26 protein-coding genes and 1 tRNA gene are annotated in these 26512 nt (G+C 73.0%); 9 read left to right on the forward strand and 18 right to left on the reverse strand.

Annotated features, from left to right (window positions below; genetic code table 11):
• Nucleotide 1: 1 nt before the first annotated feature.
• The 4 genes from B0I32_RS45495 to B0I32_RS45510 form a co-directional block, all read right to left on the reverse strand.
• Nucleotides 2–583: a Maf family protein gene (locus B0I32_RS45495; RefSeq protein ID WP_106250525.1), complete on the reverse strand. Its 582-nt coding sequence runs from the start codon at nucleotides 581–583 to the stop codon at nucleotides 2–4.
• A gap of 16 nt (nucleotides 584–599) precedes the next feature.
• Nucleotides 600–1277 (reverse strand): DUF937 domain-containing protein, encoded by a 678-nt coding sequence (locus B0I32_RS45500; RefSeq protein WP_181308508.1) that lies wholly within the window; start codon nucleotides 1275–1277, stop codon nucleotides 600–602.
• Nucleotides 1278–1446: 169 nt separating this feature from the next.
• On the reverse strand, nucleotides 1447–3699 hold the full coding sequence (ftsH, locus tag B0I32_RS45505; protein ID WP_281262666.1) for an ATP-dependent zinc metalloprotease FtsH: 2253 nt from the start codon (nucleotides 3697–3699) through the stop codon (nucleotides 1447–1449).
• A gap of 36 nt (nucleotides 3700–3735) precedes the next feature.
• Complete coding sequence (locus tag B0I32_RS45510; RefSeq protein ID WP_106250361.1) at nucleotides 3736–4560, reverse strand: hypothetical protein; 825 nt, start codon at nucleotides 4558–4560, stop codon at nucleotides 3736–3738.
• Between the two features lie 209 nt (nucleotides 4561–4769).
• Between B0I32_RS45510 and B0I32_RS45515 the strand changes: the two genes are divergently transcribed.
• Complete coding sequence (locus B0I32_RS45515) at nucleotides 4770–5744, forward strand: DUF3616 domain-containing protein (protein WP_245956488.1); 975 nt, start codon at nucleotides 4770–4772, stop codon at nucleotides 5742–5744.
• A gap of 76 nt (nucleotides 5745–5820) precedes the next feature.
• On the opposite strand, the gene B0I32_RS45520 is transcribed toward B0I32_RS45515, so the two are convergent.
• Entirely contained in the window at nucleotides 5821–6582 is a 762-nt protein-coding gene (locus tag B0I32_RS45520) for a peptidyl-tRNA hydrolase (protein ID WP_106250362.1), read from the reverse strand.
• Nucleotides 6579–7841 carry an MFS transporter gene (locus B0I32_RS45525; RefSeq protein ID WP_106250364.1) on the reverse strand — a complete coding sequence of 421 codons (1263 nt, stop codon included), beginning with the start codon at nucleotides 7839–7841 and terminating at the stop codon, nucleotides 6579–6581. The genes B0I32_RS45520 and B0I32_RS45525 overlap by 4 nt, the downstream gene beginning before the upstream one ends.
• Nucleotides 7842–7912: 71 nt before the next feature.
• Between B0I32_RS45525 and B0I32_RS45530 the strand changes: the two genes are divergently transcribed.
• Together B0I32_RS45530 and B0I32_RS45535 are read left to right on the forward strand one after the other, a co-directional pair.
• Nucleotides 7913–8863 (forward strand): GlxA family transcriptional regulator, encoded by a 951-nt coding sequence (locus B0I32_RS45530; protein WP_245956496.1) that lies wholly within the window; start codon nucleotides 7913–7915, stop codon nucleotides 8861–8863.
• 84 nt (nucleotides 8864–8947) lie between these two features.
• The gene (locus B0I32_RS45535; protein ID WP_106250367.1) at nucleotides 8948–9769 is read left to right on the forward strand and encodes an SAM-dependent methyltransferase; all 822 of its coding nucleotides are present in this window, start codon (nucleotides 8948–8950) and stop codon (nucleotides 9767–9769) included.
• A 54-nt stretch (nucleotides 9770–9823) separates the two neighbouring features.
• Here B0I32_RS45535 and B0I32_RS45540 read toward each other — a convergent pair whose 3' ends face one another.
• Entirely contained in the window at nucleotides 9824–11308 is a 1485-nt protein-coding gene (locus B0I32_RS45540; RefSeq protein ID WP_106250369.1) for an FAD-dependent monooxygenase, read from the reverse strand.
• Entirely contained in the window at nucleotides 11296–11931 is a 636-nt protein-coding gene (locus tag B0I32_RS45545; RefSeq protein WP_245956500.1) for a TetR/AcrR family transcriptional regulator, read from the reverse strand. Before B0I32_RS45545 ends, B0I32_RS45540 begins: the two co-directional genes overlap by 13 nt.
• Nucleotides 11932–12029: 98 nt before the next feature.
• On the opposite strand from B0I32_RS45545, the gene B0I32_RS45550 reads away from it, so the two are divergent.
• From B0I32_RS45550 to B0I32_RS45560, 3 genes are all read left to right on the forward strand, one after another.
• Entirely contained in the window at nucleotides 12030–12602 is a 573-nt protein-coding gene (locus B0I32_RS45550; protein WP_106250370.1) for a CGNR zinc finger domain-containing protein, read from the forward strand.
• An 85-nt stretch (nucleotides 12603–12687) separates the two neighbouring features.
• Nucleotides 12688–13131 (forward strand): VOC family protein, encoded by a 444-nt coding sequence (locus tag B0I32_RS45555; protein WP_106250372.1) that lies wholly within the window; start codon nucleotides 12688–12690, stop codon nucleotides 13129–13131.
• Nucleotides 13131–13988, forward strand: coding sequence for a PNPOx family protein (locus tag B0I32_RS45560; protein WP_106250374.1), 858 nt, complete (start codon nucleotides 13131–13133; stop codon nucleotides 13986–13988). The genes B0I32_RS45555 and B0I32_RS45560 overlap by 1 nt, the downstream gene beginning before the upstream one ends.
• Here the strand turns inward: B0I32_RS45560 and B0I32_RS45565 are convergent.
• From B0I32_RS45565 to B0I32_RS45580, 4 genes are all read right to left on the reverse strand, one after another.
• Entirely contained in the window at nucleotides 13985–14893 is a 909-nt protein-coding gene (locus B0I32_RS45565; RefSeq protein ID WP_106250376.1) for a MarR family winged helix-turn-helix transcriptional regulator, read from the reverse strand. The genes B0I32_RS45560 and B0I32_RS45565 overlap by 4 nt on opposite strands.
• Before the next feature lie 26 nt (nucleotides 14894–14919).
• A complete protein-coding gene (locus B0I32_RS45570; protein WP_146178551.1) occupies nucleotides 14920–15168 on the reverse strand; it encodes a hypothetical protein in 249 nt (82 codons plus the stop codon).
• Nucleotides 15169–15283: 115 nt separating this feature from the next.
• Nucleotides 15284–15356, reverse strand: a tRNA-Ala gene (locus tag B0I32_RS45575).
• A 159-nt stretch (nucleotides 15357–15515) separates the two neighbouring features.
• On the reverse strand, nucleotides 15516–17009 hold the full coding sequence (locus tag B0I32_RS45580; RefSeq protein ID WP_245956505.1) for a vWA domain-containing protein: 1494 nt from the start codon (nucleotides 17007–17009) through the stop codon (nucleotides 15516–15518).
• Between the two features lie 223 nt (nucleotides 17010–17232).
• On the opposite strand from B0I32_RS45580, the gene B0I32_RS45585 reads away from it, so the two are divergent.
• Nucleotides 17233–18903, forward strand: coding sequence for an asparagine synthase-related protein (locus B0I32_RS45585; RefSeq protein ID WP_245956506.1), 1671 nt, complete (start codon nucleotides 17233–17235; stop codon nucleotides 18901–18903).
• Here the strand turns inward: B0I32_RS45585 and B0I32_RS45590 are convergent.
• From B0I32_RS45590 to B0I32_RS45610, 5 genes are read right to left on the reverse strand one after another with little or no spacing between them, the layout of a single operon-like run.
• Complete coding sequence (locus B0I32_RS45590) at nucleotides 18872–19417, reverse strand: TIGR03086 family metal-binding protein (protein WP_106250383.1); 546 nt, start codon at nucleotides 19415–19417, stop codon at nucleotides 18872–18874. The genes B0I32_RS45585 and B0I32_RS45590 overlap by 32 nt on opposite strands.
• 4 nt (nucleotides 19418–19421) lie before the next feature.
• Nucleotides 19422–19925, reverse strand: a complete 504-nt coding sequence (locus B0I32_RS45595; RefSeq protein WP_106250384.1) for an isoprenylcysteine carboxyl methyltransferase family protein — start codon at nucleotides 19923–19925, stop codon at nucleotides 19422–19424.
• Nucleotides 19922–21013: a type III polyketide synthase gene (locus tag B0I32_RS45600; RefSeq protein WP_281262667.1), complete on the reverse strand. Its 1092-nt coding sequence runs from the start codon at nucleotides 21011–21013 to the stop codon at nucleotides 19922–19924. The genes B0I32_RS45595 and B0I32_RS45600 overlap by 4 nt, the downstream gene beginning before the upstream one ends.
• Nucleotides 21014–21050: 37 nt before the next feature.
• Entirely contained in the window at nucleotides 21051–22139 is a 1089-nt protein-coding gene (locus tag B0I32_RS45605; RefSeq protein ID WP_106250387.1) for a 50S ribosomal protein L11 methyltransferase, read from the reverse strand.
• Between the two features lie 44 nt (nucleotides 22140–22183).
• Entirely contained in the window at nucleotides 22184–22822 is a 639-nt protein-coding gene (locus B0I32_RS45610; RefSeq protein WP_106250389.1) for a TetR/AcrR family transcriptional regulator, read from the reverse strand.
• A 22-nt stretch (nucleotides 22823–22844) separates the two neighbouring features.
• On the opposite strand from B0I32_RS45610, the gene B0I32_RS45615 reads away from it, so the two are divergent.
• The gene (locus B0I32_RS45615; protein WP_106250391.1) at nucleotides 22845–24167 is read left to right on the forward strand and encodes an MFS transporter; all 1323 of its coding nucleotides are present in this window, start codon (nucleotides 22845–22847) and stop codon (nucleotides 24165–24167) included.
• A 73-nt stretch (nucleotides 24168–24240) separates the two neighbouring features.
• A complete protein-coding gene (locus B0I32_RS45620) occupies nucleotides 24241–25008 on the forward strand; it encodes a DUF2071 domain-containing protein (protein WP_146178552.1) in 768 nt (255 codons plus the stop codon).
• Here the strand turns inward: B0I32_RS45620 and B0I32_RS45625 are convergent.
• Nucleotides 24975–26504: an FAD-binding oxidoreductase gene (locus tag B0I32_RS45625; protein ID WP_106250394.1), complete on the reverse strand. Its 1530-nt coding sequence runs from the start codon at nucleotides 26502–26504 to the stop codon at nucleotides 24975–24977. The two genes, B0I32_RS45620 and B0I32_RS45625, sit on opposite strands and share 34 nt — an antisense overlap.
• Nucleotides 26505–26512: the final 8 nt, after the last annotated feature.

The raw sequence follows: 26512 nt of genomic DNA on the forward strand, positions 1-26512 counted from the left end.
GCTAGCGCCAGAACGACGTCACCGCGTAGCCCAGTTCGGCGAACAGGTCGCGCACCAGGGGAAGCGAGATGCCGAGCACGTTTCCGTGGTCGCCCTCGATGCCCTCGACGAACCAGCCGCCCCGCCCATCGATGCTGAACGCCCCGGCCAGGTTGAGCGGCTCGTCGCTGGCGACGTAGGCGGCGATCTCGTCCTCGGACGGCTGGCCGAAGTGCACGACCGTGGTGGCCACCTCGGCCACCTGTCGGCCGCCCGGCACGTCGATCACGCAGTGGCCGGTGACGAGGCGGCCCGTGCGGCCGCGCATCAGCCGCCAGCGCTCCACGGCCTCCTCGCGGGTGCCTGGCTTGCCGTACGGGCGCCCGTCGAGCTCCAGGATCGAGTCGCAGCCGATGACCAGCCCCTCTTCGAGCCCGCTCGCGACCGCCTCCGCCTTGGCCTTGGCCAGCATCAGGCTGAGCGCGGCGGGAGAGTGGGCGGAGAAGGAGTCCTCGTCGACCCCGCTGACGATCACCTTCGGGTCGAGACCGGCGCTGCGGAGGAGGGCCAGGCGGGCGGAGGAAGCTGAGGCCAGAACGATCACCGGCACAGCCTACCGGTCACCAGTCGGGGCTCGCCGTGCCCGGTGCCGCCCCACGCTCGCCTCCGCCGGCGGCAGGTGTCACGCCGTGCCCGGTCCCGGAGGTTCCGGAGGTGCGGCTGGGGGGTGGTACTTCATGTTCCGTCCGGTACGGCTCGTACGGACCCGCCTGCCGTGGCACGCCCCCGCCCAAGATGTCGCCCAGGAGCCCGTCCAGCAGTTCTCCCAGCCCGCCGGGGACCGAGGACCGTTCGCGGTCGAGGTCGTCGGCCAGGGCGACGGGGTCCATGTCGCGGCCGGCGGCGCGACCGGCCAGCAGCGACATGATCATGGGGGCGATGAGGGGCATGAGCTTCATGATGGTCCCCGAGTCGACCCCGGCCAGTCGGGCGAGCCCGGACGCGGCCTGCTCGGTCCCCTGACCGCCCAGTACGTGGCCGAGGATGCTGTGCCCGTCTCTCGTCAGCGAGGCCACGTCACCGTTGAAGGGGTCGGCGTCCATGTGGTCGTCCAGCGCCCCGAGCAGCGCGTCGGCCCCGTCCGGATGCTCGGCGTTGCGGGCCAGGCCGCCGACGATCGTGCCCGACACGGCCTCGATGACCTTGCGGGCCGTGAGGGTGTCGGAGCCGAGCATCCCGGCGATCTGTTCCAGTCCTGAGTCCCCGAGTCCGGCGAGAAGCTCGTCATACAGTGTCACGACGGTCCCCCGATCACAGTCGTCTCGGGTGACCTGCCCCTGGAGGACCACGACCAACGTCCGGATTGTCCTAATTCTCGGAAAAGCCGCGGCCCTGACCGTCGGAAGCGTCCGACGGCCAGGGCCAGGGATCGAGTGGATCGGGTGGGTAGGGCAGGCTGGCTGAGGATCAGCGCTGGTGCTGGGGCTGAGGTCCGGTGGAGGGCCGGTGCCCGGCCTCCGCCGACGGCCCGGAATCGGACGGCTCAGACAGCCCGGAGGACGGCTCAGAGGACGGTCCGGAGGACGGCTCGGAGGACGGCTCGGACAGCCCGGACGACGGCTCAGGCTCAGCCGGCCCGGACGCTCCTGAAGGTGACTCGGGCTCAGCCGCAGCGGAGCCCACCGAAGCGACCGGCTCCGACTCCAGGGTCGTCGCCGGGACGCCGTCGATCGGCGCCGCCGGGTGGGCCTGGGTGAAGGCCGTCGGACGGGCCTCGACGGCCGCCGGCCGCCGGTCGACGGAGCCGCTGGACCCGGCCTGCGTGGCCAGCCCGGCCGCCGCGTACGCCCCCGCCTCGTCCAGCGTCTCGTGCTCCAGCAGCGCCGCCACGATCGCGTCCAGCTTGTCGCGGTTGTCGCCGAGGACCTGGAGCGCGCGCTCGTAGCACTCGTCCACGATCCGCCGCGCCTCCTCGTCGACCGTGGCGAGCGTGGCGGGCGAGGCCTGCGGCTGCTGGCCGTCGTTGGGCAGGATGGTCAGCGGGCCGACCTTCTCCGACATGCCCCACCGGCCGACCATGCCGCGGGCGATCATGGTGACCTGTTCGAGGTCGTTCTCGGCGCCGGTGGTGATGACGCCGAAGACGACCTGCTCGGCCGCCATGCCGCCGAGCGCGCCGGTGATGCGGCCGCGCAGATACTGCTCGTCGTAGGCGTAGCGGTCGGTGTCGGGGGTGGAGAGGGTGACGCCGAGTGCCCGGCCGCGCGGGATGATGGAGATCTTCCTGACCGGGTCGGCGCCGGGCTGAAGCATGCCGAGCAGCGCGTGGCCGGCCTCGTGGAAGGCGGTGCGGGTGCGCTCCTCCTCCGGCATGACGATGCTGCGGGCCGCGCCGAGCTGCAGTTTCTCCAGCGCGTCGGCGAAGTCGGCCATCGTGACCTTCTCCTTGCCGCGCTTGGCGGCGAGCAGGGCGGCCTCGTTGACCAGGTTGGCCAGGTCGGCGCCGGTCATGCCGGGTGTGGTCTTGGCGAGCTGGTCGAGGCTGACCTTGTCGTCCATGGGCACGCCGCGCGTGTGGACGGCCAGGATCGCCGTACGGCCGGCCGCGTCGGGCAGGCCCACCTGGACCGTGCGGTCGAAGCGGCCGGGACGCAGCAGCGCGGGGTCGAGGATCTCGGGCCGGTTGGTGGCCCCGATGACGATCACGCCCTCGGCGCCGGAGAAGCCGTCCATCTCGGTGAGGATCTGGTTGAGCGTCTGCTCGCGCTCGTCGTGGCCGCCGATGCCGCCCGCGCCGCCGCGGGCCCGGCCGATGGCGTCGATCTCGTCGATGAAGACGATCGACGGCGCCACCTTGCGCGCCTCCTCGAACAGGTCGCGCACCCGTGAGGCGCCGACGCCCACGATCATCTCGATGAACTCGGAGGCGCTGGCGGAGAAGTAGGGCACCTTGGCCTCACCGGCGACCGCCCTGGCCAGCAGCGTCTTGCCGGTGCCGGGAGGGCCGGCGAGCAGCACGCCCTTGGGCAGCTTGGCGCCGAGCCTGCGGTATTTGCCGGGGTCCTTGAGGTAGTCCACGATCTCGACGAGCTCGTTCTCGACCTCGTCGATGCCGGCGACGTCCTCGAACGTGACCCGCACCTGCCCGGCCTCGACCGGCTTGGCCGCCTTGGACTTGCCGAGCCCGCCGAGGCCGCCGCCCATCATGCTGGCGCCACGGCGCATGATCCAGATCCACAGACCGGCCAGCAGCAGCACGGGCAGCAGCGACAGCAGCAGGTTGGAGAAGAAGCCGCGGGTGATCGGCTTGCTGGTGATCACGACCTGGCCGGTGGACAGCTGCTGGTCGAGCTGGTCGGTGTTGGCGAAGGCGGGGATCTCGGTGGCGAAGCGCGTGTAGGAGGCGCCTCCGTCGGGGTTCTTCACCGCCGAACGCAGGTCGCCCTCGACCGACAGGCCCTCGGCGTAGATGTCCTTGACGTTCTTGGCGTTCACCTGGTGGGTGAACTCGGTGTACGAGATCGTCTCGACCGATCCGCTGTCGACGAACGACGACACGATGAAGAAGCCCGCGTACACCACGAGCAGCGTGACGACGAAGCGCCACCAGTTGATCTTCGGCCGGCCACCGGGCGTGCCCGGCAGCCCTTCGGAGCGCCAGGGCGGCTTGCCTTTGCCCTTGTCCTTCTCCGGAGCCTGCGGCGGTCCAGAGCGTTCCACGGCGTCACTCCCCCACATCGCCGCATACATGATCTTCTAGCCTAGAACACGTACCCCTGAGGCCACGCGGCCGATGTCGCCCCACTGCTTTCGCTGCGCATCCGGCACTGTGACGAACGCAAGTCCCGGCTTGCTCATTCCCCCGTCCATGACCACGACGGCGGCGCGCGAGCTGTGCTTCCCGTACGTGACGCGGTAGAGGAGCATCCAGCCGCGCTTGACCGGCTGCGAGGCCAGCCAGGTGATCTTCGAGCCGTGGGGGTGGTGGTTGAGCGTCCAGCGGGCGGCCAGCAGGGCGGTGTCGCGCGGGGACTTCTGCTCCAGGATCGGCAGCGGGCAGGTGACCAACATGCCGCGCACGTCCGCGCCGCGCTTCCTGGGCAGCACCTGCTTGGTGGTGAACGGCGCCGCCCCGTGCGCCTTCCACGGGCCGGACAGCCGCGGCACCGCGAGCCCGGTCCGCGCGTCCTTGACGAAGCGCTTGCCCGGGGAGCGCAGGGGGATGCGCTTGACGCCGCGGGTGAGCTTGGGGACGCGGGGGTCGGCGTTCAGGGCCTCCATGGCCGTGTAGCCGGGCGCCAGCGACGCGCCGGGGGACGGCGTCGGCTGCTGCCGCGCGGGAGCGGCGCTGGGAGACGGCCCCGCCGACGGTTCCGCGATCGGTTCCGCCGAAGGCTCGGAAGACGGTCTCGCGGACGGTTCCTGCGACGGTGCGGAGCCGGACGAGGGCGGTGCGGCCGGCGGCGCGGTGACCGGCCCCGCCGCGACCTCGTCCGGCTCCGACGGGAGCACCATGACCAGCGCAGCGACTACCGCCGCTACGGCGGTGGCCATGGCCAGCCCCCGGTACACGTCCCGCATCCGCAGATCGCCGATGCGGGAGCGTTTGGGCGGAGAGGCAGGGATCCCATGCCTTGCGGCCGTTGTCACTCCGGAACCCTTGATCTCATCTTCCCCATGGAGCACGACGGGAGCGTACGACATATCCCGCCATCGCGTCCGGGAAGCGACCGAAGTGCAATCATGGCGTGGTGGAACAGGTGGAGTTGCGATTCGACCATGCTTCGCAAGTGGCGCAAACGCACACGAATCTCTCAGCGATCCGCCAGAGTTCCACCGGACTCTGGGTCGCCGGCGACGAGACGGCCACCTTCGAACACCTCACGTGGACCGGCGACCACTACGGCGCCCAGCGCACGTTCCGCCTGGCCGACTACGTCAGCCTGCCCGCCGGTCCCGAGGACGAGGCCGACATCGAGGGCCTGGCCAGGGCGGACGGCCATCTGTGGCTGGCCGGATCGCACAGCCTCAAGCGCAGGCGGGTCAAGTCGAAGGACCCGGCCAAGGCCGCCGACCGGCTCGCCACCGTGATCCGCGAGGAGAACCGCTTCATCCTCGTCCGCCTGCCGCTGGACGAGAGCACCGGGACGCCCCTGCCCGGCGCGATCCTCTCCGGTCGGGACAACCTCGCCGAGGCGCTCCGGGACGATCGGCACCTCGCGCCGTTCCTGGCGCTGCCGGGCAAGGACAACGGCCTCGACGTCGAGGGCATCGCCGTCATGGGAGACCGCGTCTACCTCGGGCTGCGGGGTCCGGTGCTGCGGGGCTGGGCGGTGGTGCTGGAGCTGCGGGTCGAGGACGCGGCCAGGGGACGGCTGCGGCTGCGCGAGGTGTACCGCAAGCACTTCCTGGACCTGGGCGGGCTGGGCGTGCGGGACATGTGCCCGGACGGGGAGTCGCTGCTGCTGCTCGCCGGGCCCACCATGAACCTCGACGGGCCGGTACGCGTCGTACGGTGGCGGCCGGACGACGCACAGGACGACCAGCGGAAGGACGGGCGGCGGGGCGGCGAACGGACGGGCGTGGTGCCGGAGGGCGAGCTGGAGACCGTCGCCGACCTCCCCTACGGCGCCGGCTGCGACCACCCCGAGGGGCTGGTGCGGCTGGCGGACGGGCGGCTCATGGTCGTGTACGACAGCCCGTCGCCCGCGCGGATCACCCCGGCGGGCGGCGTGCTGGCCGACGTCTTCACCCTGCGCCCGTAGCGCCGGGATCGCGTCGCTCAGGACGCTTCCGTACGGCCCCGTTCAGGACCGATTGAGACGGGCCGGCAGGCCGCGCTCAGGCGCCGCCGCTGGAGACGCGGCCGTAGAGCCAGGGCGCGTCCGCGACGAACGTGCACGAGCCCGGATCGATCTCCGTGAACCCGGCGTCGCGCACCACCGGCAGCCCCGCCGCGACCAGGGAGTCGAAGTCCTCCTGCGTGCCGGCCGTGCGCACGGACACCGCCAGCCCGCGCTCGCGCCACGCGGCCCGCTCGCCCGCGTCGCTGGCCCACCAGGCGAGCTGGGCGGCGTGCCCGGCCTGGGCCATGGCCTTGCCCGCGGACATCTCCAGCGCCGGGTTGGCCCACAGGATCGGCGGCTCGGCGGGCCCGGGCGCGGCGGTGTCGGTCAGCTCGGTGCCGGAGACCTGCAGCCTGGCCAGGTCGCGCGGCCAGTCGTCGAGCGGCACGGGCGGGTGCACGCGCACCTCGGCCGTACGGTGCTCGATGGTGCGGCCGGGCAGCGCGAGCGCCCTGCGCCACTCGGCGCCCCTGGCCCGGCGCACGACCTTGCGGATCTTGCCGGTGGACTGCCAGGCGTGCAGCTCGCCGGTCCACTCCCCCGGGTCGTCGAGGAGGCTCAGCACGGCCATGGCGGCGGCCTCCAGCGCGTCGGTGCGCTCCGGCGGGCCCTGGCGCGGCCCGACGCGCGGTCCCGTCGCGAGGCCGGTGTCCGGTCCCGGGGTCGGGCCGGCGTGCGGGTCGGTGCCGGGTGACGTGTGGCGTGCGGCGCGCTCGATCCTGACGACGAGGGGCAGCACGTAGAGCTCGGCGTTCATCGTCTCCTAGCATGCCCGATGGCCAGGGACATGCCGGCGGCGAGGAGGCAGAGGGCGCCGGAGACGTACCAGGCGAGGTCGTACGCGCCCAGGTGGTCGCGGGTGAGCCCGGCGCCGACGGCGGCGAAGGCGGCCCCGACCTGGTGCGAGCCGAACACCCAGCCGAACACCACGGCCCCGTCGGCCCCGTAGATCCGCCGGCACAGCGCCACGGTGGGCGGCACGGTGGCCACCCAGTCCAGGCCGTAGAAGATGATGAAGATCAGCATGCTGGGCTCGGCGGTGGCCGCGAACAGGCCGGGCAGCACCATCAGCGACAGGCCGCGCAGCCCGTAGTAGACGCCGAGGAGCACCTTCGGGTCGATCCTGTCGCTCAGCCAGCCGGACGCGACCGTGCCCGCGATGTCGAAGATGCCGATCACGGCCAGCAGCCCCGCGGCGACCGGCTCGGCCATGCCGTGGTCGTGGGCGGCGGGGATGAAGTGGGTGCCGACGAGGCCGTTCGTACTGGCTCCGCAGATCGCGAAGCCGCCGGCAAGCAGCCAGAACGGGCGCGTCCGCGCGGCGGAGACGAGCACGGAGACGGCCCGCACCGCCGCGTTGACCTTCGCGGGCGGCTCGGTGCGCACCGCGTCGGGATCGGCGCCGAGCGCCGTCGTGCCGACGTCCTCGGGCCGGTCGCGCAGCAGCCACCACACGAACGGCACCACGGCCAGCGCGGCGGCGGCCACGGTGAGCGAGGCGAAGCGCCAGCCTGGACCCTGCGCGAGCTGGGCCAGCACGGGCAGGAAGACGAGCTGCCCGGTGGCGCCGGCCGCGGTGAGCACGCCGGTGACGAGGCCGCGGTGCCGGACGAACCAGCGGTCCACCACCGTCGCGGCGAACACCAGCGCCATCGACCCCGTGCCGAGCCCCACCAGCACGCCCCAGAAGAGCAGCAGCTGCCAGCTCGCGGTCATCAGCACCGTCAGCCCGCTGCCCGCGGCGATCAGCAGCAGGGCCACGGCGACCACGCGGCGCATGCCGAAGCGGTCCATGAGCGCGGCGGCGAAGGGGGCGGTCAGGCCGTAGAGCACCAGGTTGATCGAGACGGCGAGGGAGATCGTCCCCGTCGTCCAGCCGAACTCCTCCTGCAGCGGCGTGATCAGCACGCCCGGCGTGGCGCGGAATCCGGCGGAGCCCAGGATGGCCACGAAGGCGACGGCGGCCACGTACCAGGCTCGGTGGAGACGGCGCGTGGGGGTGGTGCTCAGGGTCATCCGTCAATCCTGAGATATCCCCCTATGGGGCCACGAGTGGCCGGAAAGCCAATATGTGCAACAATCCGGCCATGGTGCATCGCGTCGCGGTCGTCGTGCTCAACCATTTCGCCCCGCTCGACCTCGGCGTGCCCGGCCAGGTGTTCTGGGCGGCGGAGACGGCGTCGGGCGAGAAGCTGTACGAGGTGGTGACGTGCTCGGAGGGCCGCGTGCCGGTCCGGTGCGGCGCGGGCTACAGTGTGCTGCCCGACCACGACCTCGACGTCCTCGACAGCGCGGACACGGTACTGGTGCCCGGCATCCACGCCGGCCGGGCGCTGCGCGACGGCACGATCTCGGACACGCTGCGGCGGGCGTTGCAAGGGCGGCCGCGGACGATGTCGATCTGCACGGGCTCGTACGTGCTGGCGGCGGCGGGCCTGCTCGACGGCCGCCCGGCCACCACGCACTGGCGCGAGGCGGCTCGCTTCGCCCGCCTGTTCCCCCAGGTCAAGCTGGATCCCGACGTACTGTTCGTGGACGACGGCGACGTGCTGACCTCGGCGGGCGTCGCCTCCGGCATGGACCTGTGCCTGCACGTGATCAGGCGCGACCACGGCAGCGAGGTGGCCAACAGGACGGCGCGGCGCTGCGTGATGCCGCCGTGGCGGGAGGGCGGCCAGGCCCAGTACATCGACCGGCCGCTCCCGTACGGCGACGGCGGCGGCACGGCGGCCACCCGCGACTGGATGCTCGCTCACCTCGACGCCCCGCTCGATCTCAACGCGCTGGCCGGGCACGCCAGGATGAGCGTGCGCACATTCACCAGGCGCTTTCGCGAGGAGACCGGCATGAGCCCGGCCAGGTGGCTGAACGGGCAGCGGGTGCAGCACGCCAGACGGCTGCTGGAGACGACGGACCTCGGTGTGGAGGAGGTGTCCAGGCGGGCGGGATTCCGCTCGGCGGTCTCGCTGCGCCAGCACCTGCACGCGGCCGTCGGGGTGGCGCCGCTCGCCTACCGCCATACCTTCCGGCGCACCTGATCGGCCGCTCACCGCATGACCCCGCGGCGCCCTCCGGCGCGGCTCGTAGACTGCGCGAAGGCAGAGCCACCGGGAGGGCGGCAGATGACCGAGGCGGACCGCGCACCAGACGGGATCGACCCCACCGTGCCCAGCGTCGCCCGCATGTACGACTACTACCTCGGCGGCCGGGACAACTTCGCGGCCGACCGCAGCGCCGCCGAGCAGATGATCGAGCTCGGCCGCAGGATGGGCAACGACACCCGGCGGATCGCCCTGGCCAACCGCGCCTTCCTCGGCCGCGCGGTGCGTTCGATCGCGGAGACGGGCGTGCGCCAGTTCATCGACATCGGCGCCGGGCTGCCCACCCAGGACAACGTGCACCAGGTGGCCGCGCGGCACCTCCCCGGATCCCGCGTCGTCTACGTGGACAACGACACGATCGTGCTCGCCCACGCCCGCGCGCTGCTGGCCAGGCAGCCGGACGTCATCGCGCTGGAGGGCGACCTGAGGGACCCCGACGCGATCTTCGACGATCCGCTCGTCACGGGGCATCTCGACCTGTCCGAGCCGTACGCGGTCCTCATGGTGGCGGTGCTGCACTTCGTCACCGACGACGCCGAGGCGGCCAGGATCGTCGCCCGCGTGCGCAAGCGGCTGCCGCCGGGCTCCTACCTGGTGCTCTCCCATCTCTACGCGGGTGACGTGACCGAGGAGGAGGTGCGGGCGGGCCAGCAGGTGTACGCCGCCACCGACTCGGGCGGCCTGGCCAGGCGCGGTTACGACACGATCGCGTCCTACTTCGGAGAGCTGGAGCTGGTCGGGCCCGGCGTCGTGCCGGTGGCCGACTGGACGCCGGACGGCCCGCCCGGCAAGGCGTACAACCTGGTCAGATCGGGCATCCTCGCCGGAGTCGCCCGCGCCTGACCACTCCTCGCCTGAGTCGCCCGCGTCTGACCGTTCCTCGCCCGGGTGGCCCGCTCACGCCGGTTCGAGCGCCTCGCCGAACCAGGTGCGCAGGGCCTCCTCCAACGTCTCGTCCGGCCGGCCCGCCCAGGCCACATAACCGTCGGGCCGCACCAGCACCGCCTCGGCCGCGCCGGCCGGCGCGGAATCCAACTCGTCGCCCCGCACAGGGTCCGGGACGACGTCGACGCGCCCGTGGCGGACGCGCAGGCCGCCGGTCGCGTCGAGCAGCACCGGCCGCGCCCGCTCGGCGACGCCGGCGGGCAGGTCGGCCAGGAACCGGCCCACCAGCGGATGCGACGGCGCCGGCATCGGATAGACCAGGTCGGCGCCGGCCATCAGGGCGGCGAGCCGGCGGCGGGCGGGCTCGTCCTCCAGCAGCTCGCCGAACACCTCCCGCAGCGCCGTGATCTCCGGCCCGGGCGCGGTCAGCGCGAGCTGGGCCTGGGAGTGCGTGGCGACCCGCAGCGCGGCCGGCCGGCGTTCGGCGTCGTAGGTGTCCAGCAGACCGTCGGGCGCCCACCCGCGTACGGCGGCGGCCAGCTTCCAGCCCAGGTTGGCGGCGTCCTGGAGACCCAGGTTGAGGCCCGGCGCGCCCATGGCCGAGTGCACGTGGGCGGCGTCGCCGGCCACGAACACCCGGCCGGCCCGGTAGCGGTCGGCCACCCGGGTCTCGCGGCCGTTCAGCCGGCGCAGCAGATGCGGCCCCGGCCTCCGAGGCGGCGCCAGCGGCAGGTCCGCGCCGATCACGCGGGCGAGGCTCTCGCGCAGCTCCGCGACCGTCATCGGGGTCTCGTCGCCGGGCGCGCCGGTGTCGCGCTCCATCGAGGCGATCGTCAGCACACCGTCCCCGGCCGGCATCATCACGTACGCGCCGCGCTCGGTCCTGTGCCAGGCGTACAGGACGAACGTGCCCGCGCCCGGGACCTCCAGCTCCACCCCCTCGGCGCTGATCGTCGCGCCCGGGACGGTGACGTGCCCGGTGCGGCTGACGACGTCGTTCGCGCTCACGCCGGGGAAGCCGATGCCGGCGAGCTTCCTGACCATGCTGTGCGCGCCGTCGCAGCCCACCAGGTAGCGGGTGCGCAGCTCGTAGGGCCCGTCCGGCCCGGTCAGCGCCACGGTCACGCCGTCGCCGTCCTGGCCGAAGCCGGTCAGCTCGTGGCCGCGCCTGACCTCGGCCCCCAGCTCCAGCGCCCGCCGTTCGAGCAGCTCCTCCAGGGCGGGCTGCTTGATGCCCATCGCGTGCAGCGGGTTGTCGTCGAGCCCGGTCAGGTCGAGCGGCATCGCGCCGAAGACGAACCTCGGCACGGGCGACTCGTGATCGGTCAGGCCGCGGCCGCGCAGCAGCCGGACGACCTGGCCGACGATGCCGTTGGCCTTGGGCCGGTCGCTGCGGGCCGGCAGGCGTTCGATCACCAGGGGCCGCACTCCGGCCAGGCTCAGCTCGCAGGCCAGCATCAGGCCGTTGGGGCCTGCGCCGGCGATCACGACGTCCATGAATCGTCTCCTTCTCGGGTGGGGTCGGCCAGCCCTGAGGCCAGGGCGCGCAGGCAGTCGCGCAGCAGCGGGACGAGCGGCACCGGCGGGTCCGAGCGCAGCCAGTGGGCCACGCCGGCCTGCACGGCGGCGGCCGCGGTGACGGCGACCAGCGACGGATAAGGATCGCGGCCGGGATCGATGCCGGTGCGCTCGCCGACGGCCGCGGCCAGCTCGCCGCTGACCGCGAACGCCACCCGCACCGACTCCGCGCGCAGCGCCGGCTCGTCGTTGAGCATGCGGATGGCGGCCAGCAGCTCGGGCGACGGGGGCGTGTCCGTGGTGCCCGCGTGCTCGGCCCACGGCCGCACCATGGCCTCCGTCAGCGCGTCCCACAGCGGCTCGTCCGGCGGTCGGGCGCGCAGCGCGGCCACGGAGGCGCGGACGCGGTCGGTGTGGCGGGCGGTGATGGCCTCGTACTTGCTGGCGAAGTAGTTGTTGTACGTCCTGGGCGAGACCCCGGCCGCGGCCGCGATGTCCTCGACCCGCACGTTCTCCAGCCCTCGCTCCAGGGCCAGCCGGAGCGCGGCCGTCATCAGCGCGTCACGGGTGGCCCGTTTCTTGCGCTCCCTCAGTCCGGTCACGGCGCGAGCCTACCGCTGAAATTGCGTGTCCCGCAATTTTTCTGACCACGCAATATTTTCTCACGGCAGGAGGTCCGGGCAGGCGTTAGGTTGAAGGGGTGTCCCATCTCAGCCTGGACTTCGTCAGCACGGTCAGGGCCGACCGTTCCGGCCTGGTCGACCTCCTGTCGGACGCGGCCGGCCTGACGGCCTGGGCCCGCGAGCACGCGGCCGAGCTGGGCCTGGAGTCCGGCTTCACCGCCTCGGACGAGCTGCGGAACCAGGTCGTACGCCTGCGTCAGGCCGTCCGCGCCCTGTTCGCCAGGGCCGTGACCCCGGAGCCGCCGAGCCGGGCCGACGCGCCGGAGCTGCCCGGGTTCGAGGAGTCGCTGACCCTGGTCAACGCCACCGCCCTGGCGGCCCCCACGGCCGCGCAACTGTCCTGGAACGGAGCGCCTTCCCTCGTCGTCGCCTCCGCCCCGGGCACGGACGAGCCGGCCCGCCTGCGCGGACGGCTGGCCACGGCGGCCGTGGAGTTCCTCGCCGGCCCGGACCGAGCCCTGCTGCGCACCTGCCGCGCGCCGCGTTGCGTGCTGTATTTCGTCAAGGAGCATCCGCGCCAGGAGTGGTGCTCGACGGCCTGCGGCAACCGCGCCCGCGCGGCCCGGCACTACCGGGAGCACAGAAGCTGACCCCTTTCTAACGCCATAGACGCATTTTTGCCGTTATAGTCCTTCTAACGGCAAAACAGCGCTGCATGCGTTAGAGAGGTGGATCATGTCCTTCCAGACCGGGCATATCGGGCTCAACGTCACCGACGTCGAGGCGTCCACGGAGTTCTACCGGCGCGTCTTCGGGTTCACCGTCGCCCGCGAGTCCGAGGAGGACGGCCGCCGCTACGCGTTCCTGGCCCAGGACGGCACGCTGACGCTGACCCTGTGGCAGCAGAGCGAGGGCCGCTTCGCCACCGCCCGCCCGGGGCTGCACCACCTGTCGTTCCAGGTGGCGGACCTGGAGGCGGTCCGGCGGGCCGAGCAGGTGCTCAGGGAACTGGGCGCGGTCGTGCACCACGGAGGCGTCGTGCCGCACGGAGAGGGCACTGCCTCGGGCGGCGTCTTCTTCGAGGACCCCGACGGCATCCGGCTGGAGATCTTCGCCCCGGACGGCGCGGGCGACCGTCCCGCGCCCACGACCGGCGCGCCGACCTGCGGATTCTTCTAATGCGCGAACACCCGGGCGAGGTCGCGGTGCAGCGGCGCAACGGCGTCGCGCACGATCGCGGCAGCTCGCGGACCAGGCCGGAGGTCCCCGAGGTCGCCGCCGCGTTCCTGAGGCGGCAGCGCATGATCGTGCTCGGCGCCGCCGACGATCTCGGGCGGCCGTGGGCGGGCGCGCTGACGGGCCCCGCCGGGTTCGCCACGGCCGAAGGCGACCGCACGATCGTGCTGCGCGCCCTGCCCGGCGCGGGCGATCCCCTGCACGGGCTGTTCGAAGCCGAGCGCGATGTCGGCCTGCTGGCCATCGAGCCGCACACGCGGCGCAGGATGCGGGTGAACGGCGTCGCCGTACGGGCCGGGGACACGCTCGTCGTCCGGACCGAGCAGGTCTACGCCAACTGCCCGAAGTACATCCAGACCCGCGAACCCACCTCGCCTCCGGGCACGCCGGTCGTCCTCGGCCACGGCGGCTCCCTCGGCCGGAGGCACTCGGACCTGATCGCGGCGGCCGACACGTTCTTCATCGCCACGCGCGCCGAGGGCCTCGGCGCGGACGTGTCGCACCGGGGCGGCAACCCCGGGTTCGTCCGGGTGACCGGACCGCGCTCGCTGGAGTTCCCCGACTATCCGGGCAACAACATGTACATGACTCTGGGCAACCTGGAGCTGGATCCGGCGGCCGGGCTGCTCTTCCCCGACTGGGAGCGCGGCGGGACACTGCAGCTCACCGGGCGGGCGCGGGTGGAATGGGGCGCGTGGCCGGTGGTGCGGTTCGAGCTGGACGCGTACGCCCATCGCGAGGGGACCCTGCCCGCCGGCTGGACCGCCCCCGGCTACCACCGCTTCAACCCGGCCGTCTAGCGCGGCAGGTGCTTCTCGAACCAGTGATGGGCGTACGGCTCATCGTTGAACGCCGCCACCTCCTCGTAACCGGCCGCCCGGTAGAGGGCGACGGCCTCGGTGAGCGCGCGGTTGGTCTCCAGCCGCACCGTACGCGCGCCGTGGCCGGCCGCCCGCGCCTCCGCCTCCGCCAGCAGCCGCCGCCCGAGACCGAGCCTGCGGGCCGTCGGATCCACCCACATCCGCTTGACCTCCGCCCACCCCGAGCCGGCGCCGGCGCCGGCGGCAGGGTGCAGCTTCACTGCGACGCATCCGACCGGCTCGGCGTGGAGCATGGCGACCAGGAACATCCCGGCGGGCAGCCGCATCTCCTCGTCACCGGCCGGGATGCCGCGCGCGGGATCGAAACCGTCGTCGAAGCGGCGGGCCAGCTCGGCGAAGTAGGCCCGCAGGCAGTGACGGGAGTGGGGATGGCGGGGGTCGAGCACCTTCACCTCGACCATGGAGGCGACCAGCAGCCGCTCGACCTCCGACATCGCGGCCACCAGCCGCTCGCGCTGGTGGCCGGACAGGGGCCGCAGGATCGACGCGGCCGCCTCGTCGGAGCGCCGGTCGAGCTCGGCCCGCTCGGCGTGCCCGGCGGCGGTGAGGCGGGCCGTGCGGACGCGCCCGTCGGGGCCCGCGCCGTCGACCACCACCAGCCCGTCGGCCTCCAGCGAGCGCAGCAGCCGGCTCATGTATCCCGAGTCGAGCTCCAGCCGGGCCCGCAGCGCGCGGATCTCGCTGCCTTCCGCGCCGATCTCCCACAACACCCGTGCCTGGCCGAGGGCCTGCCCCCTGGCCAGGAATCCGTCGTTGAGCGCCCCTATCCGCTGGGTCACGGTCCGCTGGAAGCGGCGGACCCGTCCGATCGCCGTGTCGTCCATTATCTGACCCTAGTCAGTCGGCTGGTTCACAGGAGCGGATCCGCGACGGGGACCGCGCTGTAGTCCTCGCCCGCGACGGGGCGGATCTCCTTCCAGTGCACCCAGCGCGCGCTCGCGTCGGGCCGGGCCCGCGGCGGCCACAGCAGGTATCCCCACCGCGCCCCCTGGGCGTCGTCGCCCCAGGCGAGCAGGTAGCGCTCCGCGCCGTCGCGGATCGCCGGGGCGTGCTCGACGACGGGCGGGCGCCAGATCTCGGGCAGTTCCACAGGGTTCATGTCTTCTATTATACGAACAAAAGTTCGATAGATCCATCATTTCGGGAGATCCGCCGGGTCTCCGGACATGCGAAAGGCCGCCCCCACCTGGTGGGAGCGGCCTTCGCCGAGAGAGTGGAGCTATGGGGATTCGAACCCCAGACCTCCTCCATGCCATGGAGGCGCGCTACCAACTGCGCCATAGCCCCTCGTGCCTGTCAAAAGTGTAGCCGACTCCGGGACTCCCGGCGCACACTCGCGGATCGGGCTCCGGCCGGCGCATCGCGGCCCGCGCGGCGGTCAGGACCGACGGGCGCCGGCGCGGCGGAGGGGCGGGCGCGCGGCCCGGTCCGGGCCGCGCGCTCCCCTCAGCGGATCGACTTCGCCCGGTCGATCAGCGTGGCCAGTTCCGCCACCATCGGGTCCTCCGACGTGGCGGCCAGCCGGGTGGCGTGCTCGCCGAGCGCGGACAGGTCCATGCCGAACGCCTCCTTGTCGCGCATGTAGCCGGCGAACGCGGCCACCACCACGTCGACCTGCAGCCGCACCGGCGCCTTGTCCCAGACGGAGGCGGCCAGGTCGCCCGAGCGCAGCGACTCGCTCGCCTCGGAGGCGGCCCTGGTGTCGGGGTCCTGCCAGCGCACGGTGGCCTGGGCGAGCTGGCCGTCGGCGCCGGGCTTGAGCTTGAGCGCGTAGAGGGCGGTGACGGAGTGGCCGGGGCCGATCTCGCCGCCGTCGCGGCTGTCGTCACGGAACTCCTCCGCCGACAGCGCCCGGTTCTCGTAGCCGACGAGCCGGTAGCTCTCCACCACGGCCTGGTTGAAGACCACCTGGGCCTTCGCGTCGCGTGCCCGGAGTTCGATGTTCGCGGGCAGCTGGGTGGTGAAGATCTTCTCGGCCTCCTCCTCGGAACTGACGTACACGGCCATGCCGTCGCCGTTGTCGGCGAGCTGCTCCATCAGCTCGTCGCCGTACTCCCGGCCGACGCCGACCGTCAGCAGCGTGACCTGCTTGGCCGCGTGCTCCTTGACCCGGTCGAGCAGGGCCTGCCACTGGGTGCTGCCCTGGTTGGCCAGGCCGTCGGAGAGCACGATCACCCGGTTGGTGGCGGCCGGCCTGAACGCCTTGGCCGCCTCCTGGTAGCCGGTGACCAGGCCGGCCTCCAGGTTGGTGCCGCCCGCCACGGCGAGCTCGTTCACCGCGCGGCGCAGCTCGTCCCTGGCGGTCAGCGGCGTCATCGAGGCCAGCAGGCTCGCCTCGTCGCTGAAGGAGACGATCGAGACCTGGTCGCCGGGCGCGAGCTGGTCGAGCAGCTTCAGCAGGGCGGACTTGACCAGGTCGAGCCGACCGGCCTCGGCCATCGAGCCGGAGACGTCCACCACGAACGTGAGGTTGGCGGGCCGCCGCTCGGCCGCCTGGCTCGCGCGGGTCTGCAGCCCGACCCGCAGGACGGCCTCGTCACGTGAGGGCAGCCTGGCGCCGTCGACGTGCACGGTGAACCCGTCGTCGGGCGGCTGCGCGTAGTCCTGCCGGAAGGCGTTGACCCATTCCTCGGGGCGGATCTCGGCGGGCGCGGGCCAGCGTCCCTCCTTGAGGGTACGGCGGGCGTAGCCGTACGAGGCGGTGTCCACGTCCAGGGCGAACGTGGAGATCTGCGCGGAGGTCGTGTCCTTCTCGGAGTCCTCCCGCGCGGCCTGGTCCTGCTGCTCCTGCCGCGATGAGGCGCTGGGCACGGAACGCCGCCTCTCGTCGGCCTGGGCGGGAGCGGCCTCTCCGCTGGTGCCGCCCGCGCCGCCACCGCACGCCGCCAGACCGAGCAGGGCGACCAGGCCGGCGCCGACCATCAATGGGCGAAATCTCATGTCAACCACCTCCGAGTCGTACGACGGAATGGGGTTCGAGGCGGCCGGGTCGGTGACATAAGCGAGCACAAACCGCGATCAACGCGTGATCACTTGTGACAAATGGGGCAATTGGGATAAGCATCTCTATGTGCGTGTTTATCTCGGGCTGGCCGCGAAACGGGGGGAAATACCCGCGGGCGTTTTGGACCGGGCCCGTTCCTTGATCGAATTCGCTTTTCCGGTGCCGCCCGAAGTCATCCGCGGGCGTGAATGGCACGGCCGCGGCGTCTCCCTGTTCGCCTGGACCAACGAGCCGGACGACTCCCGGCGGCCGCCGCTGCTCACCGAGCACGACGGCCGGATCATCGGGCTGAACGGCCACCTGGCCGACCCCGCCGACGTGACCCGGCTGCCCGATGACTCGGTGGGCGGCTGCTTCTCGGCCTGGACCGCCCGCGACGGCGAGCTGTCGGCGAGCACCGCGATCAACCGGGTCTGTCCCGTCTTCCACACCGAGACCCCCGACCTGCACGTGGCCGGCAGCCGGGCCCTGCTCGTGCACCTGGCGGCCCGGGAGGACGACCGGGTGGAGCACGACGTGCTCGCCCTCCAGACGATGGTCAGGCAGGGGTTCTTCCTGTCGGACGAGACGCCGTACAAGGGGGTCTCGGCGCTGCGGCCGAGCTCACGCCTGCTGGTACGGGACGGCGCCCGCACCGTCACCGAGACCCCGCTGCCACGGGCGGAGCCCGTGCCCGCGGCGGCGCGGCGCAGGCGGGCGGCGATCGGCGAGCTGGCCGAGGCGCTGCTGGCCACCGTGGAGCCGCTGCGCGACCTGGGCGAGCCGGTGAACCTGGCGCTGACCGGCGGGCGCGACACCCGGGTGCTGGCGGCGCTGCTGCACGCGGCGCGGGTGCCGTTCCGGGTGACGACCAACGGGCTCGACACGCATCCCGACGTGATCATCGCACGCATGATCGCGGCCAGGCTGGGGGTCGAGCACACGGTCATCGCCCCGCCGCAGACCGCGGCGAAGGACGCGGTGCTGGTGGAGCATCCGCTGAGCCGGGCGTGGGAGACCCTGCGCACGTGTGAGGGGATGACCTCGGCGTACGAGACGATCGTGAGTTATCTCCCCTACTCCGGCAAGCCCACCATGTCGGGGCAGAGCGGCGAGACGTTGCGGGCCGGCAGCCTGAACCTGCTGCAGACAGACCTCGGCGACAAGGCGCTGCGGCGGCGCATCGAGACGACCTTCGGCAAGGACGCCAAGCTCTTCACCGCCGAGGCCAACGAGCACGCCCGTGAGCTCGCCCGGCCGTGGCTGGACCGTACGGACCGGCTGGAGGCGCTTGATCACCTTTACATCTGGTACAAAGTCGGCCGCTGGCAGGCGAGCGCGCGGGCAGGTTCGCTGCGGCGCGGTGATCCGGTGCGGCCGTTCCTGGACAATCGGGTGGTGCGTGCGGCGCTGAGCCTTGATCAAGGCTGGCGGCTCTCCGAAGAAGTGATTTATACCCTCATATTGCGGCTGGCCCCGAAATTGCGGGACGTGCCGATCGAGGGAAAACCGTGGCGATTCGCCGCACAGCGGACTCCCTCGCGGTGGCGGAGACGCCTGCCCGAGCACCTGCCCACCGCCAGGACCGCGGGCGGGTGGAGCTGGCGGACCAGCCCCGGCCCCGCGCTCACGGACCTGCTGCGCGAGCAGGTGCTCGGCAGTCTCGACGCGCTCGCGCCGATCGTGAACCCGGACGAGGTGCGCGCGCTGTTCGCCGGCCCCGTCGTGGCCAAACCCGCCCTGGCCTGGCATCTCTACACGGTCAGCACGCTGCTGACCGGCCTCTATCCGGGCAAGCCGCCCGAGAACCTGCCGCGGATCACGGTTTCCAGGCCGGATCCCGCCCGATGAGCCCCAGGAACCGGTCCAGCGGGGGCGCGTCGTCCGGCACCGCCACCTCCGTGCCGAACGCGCCGCGCTCGCGGCCCGTGGGCGCCATCCGCGCGGAGAAGGCGAGCACCACGGCGGCCGTCTCCTCGTCCACCTCGTACGGCAGCCCGGTCGCCCGGGACAGGTCCCAGCCGTGCGCGACGAGGTCGGTCAGCGCCATGTTCGCGAGCACGACCTTCGGCAGCCCGCCCATGGCCTCGCTCGTGCCCTCCCAGGCCTCGGGGCGCTCGTAGACGGCGAGCATGCGCTCGACCCGCTCGGGGAAGTCCCCGGTGTACTCCTTCGGCGGCGTGAACGGGCCGCCGGCCGCCACGGACTCGAACAGGGAGGCGCCCCACTCCAGGTGGTTGAGCAGGTCCTTGACCTCGTATTCGGCGCAGGGCGTGGGCAGCCCCAGGTGCTCGTCGCCGACCTTGCGTACGAGTGCGGAGGTGCGGCCGGCCGCCTGTCTCATGAGGGGGAGGATGTCGGTCATGGCCCTAGCCTGCCAGGGCCGCGTTCTCCACGCGTACGCGGACGGAGAGCAGCGCCGCGTTCGCCGCCGTGAACGCGAGCGCGGTCAGCCAGGCCGAGTGCACCAGCGGCAGCGCGATCCCCTCCGCGACCACGGCCACGTAGTTGGGGTGCCGCAGCCACCGGTACGGCCCCCGGTCCACCAGCGGCAGCCCCGGCACCACGACCACGCGGGTGTTCCACTGCCTGCCCAGCGTGCCGATGCACCACCAGCGCAGGCCCTGGGCGAGCACGACGACGGCGAGCATGGGCCAGCCGAGCGCGGGCACGAAGGGACGCCCGAGCAGCCACACCTCGGCCGGTGCGGCGATGAGCAGCGCCACGTGGGCCGCGACGATCCAGGGATAGTGCCGCCCGCCGTGCTCGACGCCGCCCCTGGCCTTCGCCCAGGCCAGGTTGCGCCGGGCCACGACCAGCTCGGCCAGCCGTTCGAGCACGACCGCGCCGATCAGGACCAGGTAGGCCGTCACCAGTGCAGCAGGAGCAGTTCGGCGGAGAACCCGGGTCCCAGCGCCATCAGCAGGGCGGGGGTGCCGGCCCGGCCGCGCGTCTCCTGGAGGACGTGCAGCACGGAGACCGAGGACAGGTTGCCGTGCTCGCGCAGGGAGCGCCAGGTGACGTCCAGGGCCTTGGGCTCCAGGTTCAGGGTCTGGAGGATCTTGTCGATGACCTTCGGGCCGCCGGGGTGACAGACCCAGCTCGCGACCTGCTCGGGGGTCAGGCCGTAGTCGGCCAGGAAGGCCTTGATGTCGGCGGCCAGCACCTGCTCCACGAAGTCGGTCAGGTCCGCGTCGAGCACGATGCGGAAGCCGTGGTCGCCGACCTCCCAGCCCATGAGGTGCTCGGTGCCGGGATAGAGGCGGCTGCGGGTGGCCACGACCTCGGGGCCGCGCCCGCGCCCCGTGGCCACGACGGCCGCCGCGCCGTCGCCGAACAGGCCGCTGGCGACCAGGTTGGCGATCGAGGTGTCGTCGCGCTGGATCGTCAGCGAGCACAGCTCCACGCACACCAGCACGGCGACGTGGTCGGGCCAGCCGCGCAGGTAGTCGTGCAGCCGGGCGAGCCCGGACGCGCCCGCCGCGCAGCCCAGCCCGAAGACCGGCACCCGTTTCACGTCGGGCCGCAGTCCCATCCGCTGGGCCAGCCTGGCGTCGAGCGAGGGCGTGGCCAGGCCGGTGGTGGAGCAGAACAGCAGGTGATCAACCTTCTCCGGAGCGATGTCCGCCTTGCGCAGCGCGCCTGCCATGGCCTGCTCGCCGAGTTCCAGGGCCAGCTCGACGTAGGTGTCGTTGGCCCGGCCGAAGGAGTCGAGCTTGGCGTAGTCGGCCAGCGGCAGCGCCAGGTTGCGGCCCTCCACCCCGGTGGCCGCGTGGAAGTGCCGCAGCAGTTCCTCGTCACAGCTGGTCAGCCGGGAGAACGCCTCGGTGATCTCCGCCTGCTCATAGCGGTGATCAGGCAAAACGGTCTGTACTCCCGAGATATGCATACTCCTCTCCTGCCGCTGAGAGGGCCCGGCTAACCTGCGTGCGCGCCGCCGCCCTGTCTGTCCAGGCCACACCGTGCCACCGCGTCGTTCTCGTGGCGGCGGCAGGGCTTCAGCGGGTGAGCCGCCAGAGCGAGGTCACCTCGGCGGCGCGGGCCGCGTGCAGCGGATCGGCCGTGTCGGCGGGCCGGTTGTGCCGCGGGGCGACGTCCAGGCGGGCGGCCACTCGCAGCCCCGCCCGGTCGAACTCCGCCAGCAGCTCCGCCCGGGTGCGCAGCCCGAGATGCTCGGCCAGGTCGGACAGGATCAGCCAGCCCTCGCCGGCCGGCTCCAGGTGCTCGGCCAGCCCGCCCAGAAAGCCGCGCAACATCCGCCCGCCGGGGTCGTAGACGGCGTGGTCGAGGGGTGAGGCGGGCTTGGCGGGCAGCCAGGGCGGGTTGCACACGACGAGCGGCGCGCGTCCCGGCGGGAACAGGTCGGCCCGCACGACCTCCACCTGCTCGGTGAGCCCCAGCCGGGCGACGTTGTCACCGGCGCACGCGACGGCACGGGGGTCGAGATCGGTGGCCACGACGTGGCGGACGCCGCGCCCGGCCAGCACGGCCGCCAGCACGCCGGTGCCGGTGCCGACGTCGAAGGCCAGCCGGTCGTCCTCCGGCAGCGGCGCCTGGGCGACCAGATCGACGTATTCGCCCCTGATCGGGGAGAAGACTCCGTGGTGGGGGTGGATGCGGGCGCCCAGCGCGGGAACGGGCACGCCCTTCCTGCGCCACTCGTGCGCGCCGATCAGGCCGAGCAGTTCGCGGAGCTGGCCGGCTCCCGGCGGGGCGCCGGGGCCGTACACCTCGGCGCAGGCCGCGCGGACGTCGGGCGCCCTGCGCAGCGGCACGACGTTGTCCGCGGCGTAGGGGATGAGCAGCATGCCGAGCGTGCGGGCGCGCTGGGACCTGGCCTGGCGGTGGGCGGGGAAGCCGCCGGCGGGATCGGCCGGCTTGCAGCGGCGGCCCATGGCGCTCAGCAGCCGGCGGGCGTTGTGGAAGTCGCCGCGCCACAGCAGCGCGGTGCCCTCGCAGGCGAGCCGGTAGGCGGTGGCGGCGCGCATCCGGTCGTCGGCCACGACGACGCGCTCGGGAGGGGCGACCCCCGACGCCGTACGCCAGACCGCCGACCGTTCCTGCCCCGCCTCGCTCCACCGGATCATGGCAACCGACCGTTTCACGGGCCGCGCGGTCGCGGCCACCTCTTTTACGGTAGGAGCCCCGCGGCCAGCGCGCGAATGCCCTTGGCGTACGTGTCGCGGGCGGTCAGCTCCTCCCACCGGCCGCCCACCTGGCCCAGCCGGGGGAACCGGCCGGCGTCGATCTCGGTGAACACCCGCTGCCTGAAGGTGCTCCCGCCCTGTTCGCGCCGCTTGCGCGCGGCCGCCCGCGCGCCGATCTCGCCGCTCGTGTAGTGCCAGACGATCCGGTACGCGTCCACCGCGTCCTCGAGCGTCAGCCCGCCGCGCATCGCCGCGTCGATGATCTGGTCCGGATACCACAGCGCCCCGACCGCGAACAGGTCGTCGGCCCGCAGCACGTCCACGGCCCACGGATGGCGGGCCAGCGCGTCACGCATGGCCGTGGCCGCGGTCACCAGGCGCTCGCCCGGGTCGTCGGGCAGCTCGGGCCTGGGGGTGGCGGCGGCATGGTCGTCGAGCAGCAGCACGAGCAGCTCGTCCTTGTCGCGGACGTGATGGTAGATCGCCATGGCCGTGGTGCCGAGCTCTCCGGCCAGCCGGCGCATGGTCAGCGCGTCCACCCCGTCCGCCTCGATCACCCGCAGCGCGGCGGCCACGATGTCGGCCCTGGTGATCTTCGGCGGTCGTCCCGTTCGCGTAGGCATGCCGTCATGCTACTTTCTATACATGTATAAAAACTCATGGGTCGTAGCGGTCCTCGCGTTCGCGGTGGCCGTGGGTTCCCTTCAGATGACCGTGGTCGTGCCGCTGCTGCCGGGTCTCGAACGGCAATGGCACCTCTCGTCCACCACCGCCTCCTGGGCGCTCACCGCCGGGCTGCTGTCGGGTGCCGTGTCCATCCCGCTGCTGTCGCGGCTCGGCGACATGTACGGCAGACGCGCCGTCTCGCTGGTCGCCCTCGGCCTGCTCGTCGTGGGATCGGCGCTCAGCGCCGTGGCCGGCACGCTGGCCCTGCTCATCGCCGGCCGGGTGCTCCAGGGCGCCGCCGCTCCCCTGCTCGCCCTGGCCATCGGCCTGGTCAGGCAGATCGTGCCCGCGCACCGCCTGCCGGGCGCCATCGGCGTGCTCAGCGCGACCATCGGCGTCGGCAGCGGCGGTGGCGTCATCCTGGCGGGCCTGGTCGACGGCGACCACCGGGCGGTGTTCTGGCTGCTGACCGGGCTCGGGCTGCTGAGCTTCGCCCTGGTCGCGGTCGTCGTGCGGGAGGAGCCCGCGCGCGGGGCCGGGCGGCCCGACCTGGCGGGTGCGGCGCTGGTCACGGTGTGGCTGGTCTGCCTGCTGCTCGCGATCAGCAAGGGCGCGGCCTGGGGCTGGACGTCGCCGCTGACGCTGGGCCTGTTCGCCGCGGCCGCGCTGGTCGCCGCCCTGTGGGTGGTGACCGCCCGGCGCACCGCGGCGCCGCTGATCGAGATCCCCATGCTGCTGCACCGGGGGACGGTGGGGGCGACCGTGGCGTCGTTCCTGCTGGGGTTCGCCCTGTTCGCGGCGCTCACCACGGTCTCGGCGCTGGCCCAGGGCGCGCTCGGGGCCTCGGTGCTGCAGGTCGGGATCTACCTGCTGCCGACGACGGTGCTGATGCTCGTGGTCTCGCTACTGGCGGGCCTGCTGATGCGCCGGTTCACCGCCTCCGCCCTCGTCGCGGGCGGCTCGGCGCTGGTGGCGGCCGCCACGCTGTGGCTGGCGCTGTCCGGCCCCTCCAGCCCCGCCCTGTACGGCGCCGCGACCGTACTCGGCCTGGGCATGGGCCTCGGCTACGCGGCGCTCGGCACGATGGCCGTCGAACACGTGGAACCCGCCAAGACCGCCGCGGCCGGCGGCGTGAACGCCCTGGTCAGGGTGATGGGCGGCAGCGTGGCCGGCGCCGTGGGCGCGATGGTCCTGTCGACCGGCGGCGCCGGCTGGAGCTTCGCCGTCGCCGCGGCGGCGGCCCTGCTGGCGGCCCTCTTCGCCGCCGTCTACGGACGACTCTCCAGCAAGACACTGGCATGACCGGCCGGACGCGCACCCTTCCCGAGAACGCGGAGGCGCGCGAGCGGCCCCGGCGGGTCGTACGGTGGCCTTCATGACCTTCGCCGGCACCCCCCGCCCGCGCCCGCGCTGGTACCACGCGGCCACCGACCTCGACGACTTCGCCATCGTCAGCTACCGGGTGGAGGCCGCCGCCCTGGCCGCACACCTGCCGAGGGGGTTCGAGCCGATGGAGATGACCTTCGCGGACGGACCCGGCGCCCTGGTCTCGGCCGTGGCCTTCACCGACCGCGACTTCCACTTCCGGTTCCTGCCCCAGGTGGGCATCGACTGCGGGCAGATCAACTACCGGGCCTACGTCACGGCGTTCGGCCGGCCCGGCGTCTGGTTCTTCGGCACGGCGCTCGACCATCCCGTGGTGGCGATCCCCCAGCACCTGTGGGGCATGCCGTGGCGCCGCGACCGCATCCGCGTCGAGGCCGACTGGGACGCCGCGCCCGCCCGGTGGCGGCTGACGGCCGGCGACGCCCGCTGCGCGGCGACCGAATCGCCGGAACCAGTCCTGCTCGACGGGTTCACCGGCGAGCAGGACTGGCTCGAACGGCTCACCCACCCCACCCTGGGCTGGTACCGGCGCAGGGACGGGCTGGTCGGCACCTACAGCATCTGGCACCCGGTGATGCGGCCGCGCCACCTGACGGCGACGGAGGCCAGGTTCCCCGTCTTCGAGCGCCTCGGCCTGATCACCGAGGACAGCCGGCCGCACTCGGTGCTGGCCCAGCCCAGCCTGCGGTTCGACATCCACACCCCGCCGCGCCGCTTCCGCCCTCAGATGAGCACCCCCGGGTTCAGCACGCCCTGAGGGTCGAGCGCGGTCTTGGCCGCCTTGAGCGCCAGCGCGAACGGGTCGGGCCGCTGCCGGTCGTAGAAGGGCCGGTGGTCGCGGCCCACCGCGTGGTGGTGGGTGATCGTGCCGCCCATGCGCAGCACCGTCTCGGAGACGCGGCGCTTGAGGTCGTCCCACTGCTCCAGCTCGGCGCCCTTCTCCGCGGGCACGATGATCGTGTAGTACGGCGCGGGCCCGTCGGGGTAGGCGAAGGCCAGCCGGCAGGTCGTCGTCCCGGCCTCGCCCTCCGCCATGACGGCCTCGTGCAGGGCGGGGAAGCGGTCCCAGGTGACGGCCGTCTCGATGGTCTCGGCGATCACGCCGAGGCCCGGATAGGCGTTGCGCAGGTACGGCATCCGGGTGAAGGCCCCCTTCCACACCTGGTCCTGGCTCTGGTCCTGGCTCTGGTCCTGGCGTGCCGCCCCGGCCACGCCGCCGTGCCACGAGACGATCTCCAGTGCCCGCGACATCCAGGCGTCCACGGGATGCACGGCCGACTCGAAGCCGACGATGAGCAGGGCGTGCCGTCCGTCACCGCCGGAGGTCAGCGCGGCCTCGCGGGCGTCGAGCAGCCGGCAGTTGGCGGGGTGCAGACCCGACTGGGCGAGGTCGTGCACGGCCGCCACCCCCGCCACCCACTCGGCGAAGCGCACCGGCACCGAGACCTTGTGCACCGGCCGCCGGTGGACGCGGACCCAGGCGCGGGTGATCACGCCGAGCGCGCCCTCCGAGCCGAGCAGCCAGCGGTCGGGCGACGGGCCCGCTCCCGAGCCGGGCAGCCGGCGCGACTCCCACATCCCGGCGGGGGTGCTGGCCCGGATGGACTCGACCAGGTCGTCGATGTGGGTGTGCAGCGTGGCGAAGTGGCCGCCGGCCCTGGTCGCGATCCAGCCGCCCAGCGTGGAGAACTCGTACGACTGCGGGAAGAAGCGCAGTTGCAGCCCGCCGGGCAGCCCCGCGTTGATCTCCGGCCCGGTCGCGCCCGCCTCCACCAGGGCCGCCTGGGACTCGCGGTCCACCTCCAGGACGCGGTTCATCCGGCCGAGGTCCAGGCAGAGCGAGGGGCCGTCGAAGCGCGCCTCGACGCCGCCGACGACGCTCGTGCCGCCGCCCCTGGGCACGACGGCCACGCCCTGGCCGCTGGCCCATTCCAGGAGCCGCGCGATCTCGTCCTCGTCGCGCGGCAGCGCCACCAGGTCGGGGGCGTTGGCGAAGTCGCCCCGGTAGGCGCGGATCAGGTCGCGGTAGGCCTGTCCGTAGGTGCGCACGGCCCGCTCGTACGGATCGGCCGTGCAGAACGGCAGCGCGGGCACCGGCACCCGGGAGGCGGGCACGAGCCCCGGCGAGAACGGCACGGGCCGCTCCCACGCGTCCGGTTCCCCCAGGCCCGTGTGTTCGGTGAACAGCCGGGCGATCTCCCGTAATTCGGGCTCGGCGGGCTCGGGCCCCCATGCCCAGTGACTCTTCGGCATAGGAGGAT

It is taken from the genome of Nonomuraea fuscirosea, assembly GCF_003001935.1.
GTDB lineage: Bacteria > Actinomycetota > Actinomycetes > Streptosporangiales > Streptosporangiaceae > Nonomuraea > Nonomuraea fuscirosea.

Excerpts from the sequence above, each read along its gene's own strand:
- B0I32_RS45525 (WP_106250364.1), bottom strand. The coding sequence starts at position 7,841 with ATGACCCTGAGCACCACCCCCACGCGCCGTCTCCACCGAGCCTGGTAC.
- B0I32_RS45615 (WP_106250391.1), top strand. The coding sequence starts at position 22,845 with ATGTATAAAAACTCATGGGTCGTAGCGGTCCTCGCGTTCGCGGTGGCC.
- B0I32_RS45610 (WP_106250389.1), bottom strand. The coding sequence starts at position 22,822 with ATGCCTACGCGAACGGGACGACCGCCGAAGATCACCAGGGCCGACATC.
- B0I32_RS45570 (WP_146178551.1), bottom strand. The coding sequence starts at position 15,168 with ATGAACCCTGTGGAACTGCCCGAGATCTGGCGCCCGCCCGTCGTCGAG.
- B0I32_RS45590 (WP_106250383.1), bottom strand. The coding sequence starts at position 19,417 with ATGACCGACATCCTCCCCCTCATGAGACAGGCGGCCGGCCGCACCTCC.
- B0I32_RS45530 (WP_245956496.1), top strand. The coding sequence starts at position 7,913 with ATGGTGCATCGCGTCGCGGTCGTCGTGCTCAACCATTTCGCCCCGCTC.
- B0I32_RS45625 (WP_106250394.1), bottom strand. The coding sequence starts at position 26,504 with ATGCCGAAGAGTCACTGGGCATGGGGGCCCGAGCCCGCCGAGCCCGAA.
- B0I32_RS45535 (WP_106250367.1), top strand. The coding sequence starts at position 8,948 with ATGACCGAGGCGGACCGCGCACCAGACGGGATCGACCCCACCGTGCCC.
- B0I32_RS45565 (WP_106250376.1), bottom strand. The coding sequence starts at position 14,893 with ATGGACGACACGGCGATCGGACGGGTCCGCCGCTTCCAGCGGACCGTG.
- B0I32_RS45605 (WP_106250387.1), bottom strand. The coding sequence starts at position 22,139 with ATGATCCGGTGGAGCGAGGCGGGGCAGGAACGGTCGGCGGTCTGGCGT.
- B0I32_RS45510 (WP_106250361.1), bottom strand. The coding sequence starts at position 4,560 with ATGCGGGACGTGTACCGGGGGCTGGCCATGGCCACCGCCGTAGCGGCG.
- B0I32_RS45580 (WP_245956505.1), bottom strand. The coding sequence starts at position 17,009 with ATGAGATTTCGCCCATTGATGGTCGGCGCCGGCCTGGTCGCCCTGCTC.
- B0I32_RS45620 (WP_146178552.1), top strand. The coding sequence starts at position 24,241 with ATGACCTTCGCCGGCACCCCCCGCCCGCGCCCGCGCTGGTACCACGCG.
- B0I32_RS45555 (WP_106250372.1), top strand. The coding sequence starts at position 12,688 with ATGTCCTTCCAGACCGGGCATATCGGGCTCAACGTCACCGACGTCGAG.
- B0I32_RS45540 (WP_106250369.1), bottom strand. The coding sequence starts at position 11,308 with ATGGACGTCGTGATCGCCGGCGCAGGCCCCAACGGCCTGATGCTGGCC.
- B0I32_RS45560 (WP_106250374.1), top strand. The coding sequence starts at position 13,131 with ATGCGCGAACACCCGGGCGAGGTCGCGGTGCAGCGGCGCAACGGCGTC.
- B0I32_RS45520 (WP_106250362.1), bottom strand. The coding sequence starts at position 6,582 with ATGAACGCCGAGCTCTACGTGCTGCCCCTCGTCGTCAGGATCGAGCGC.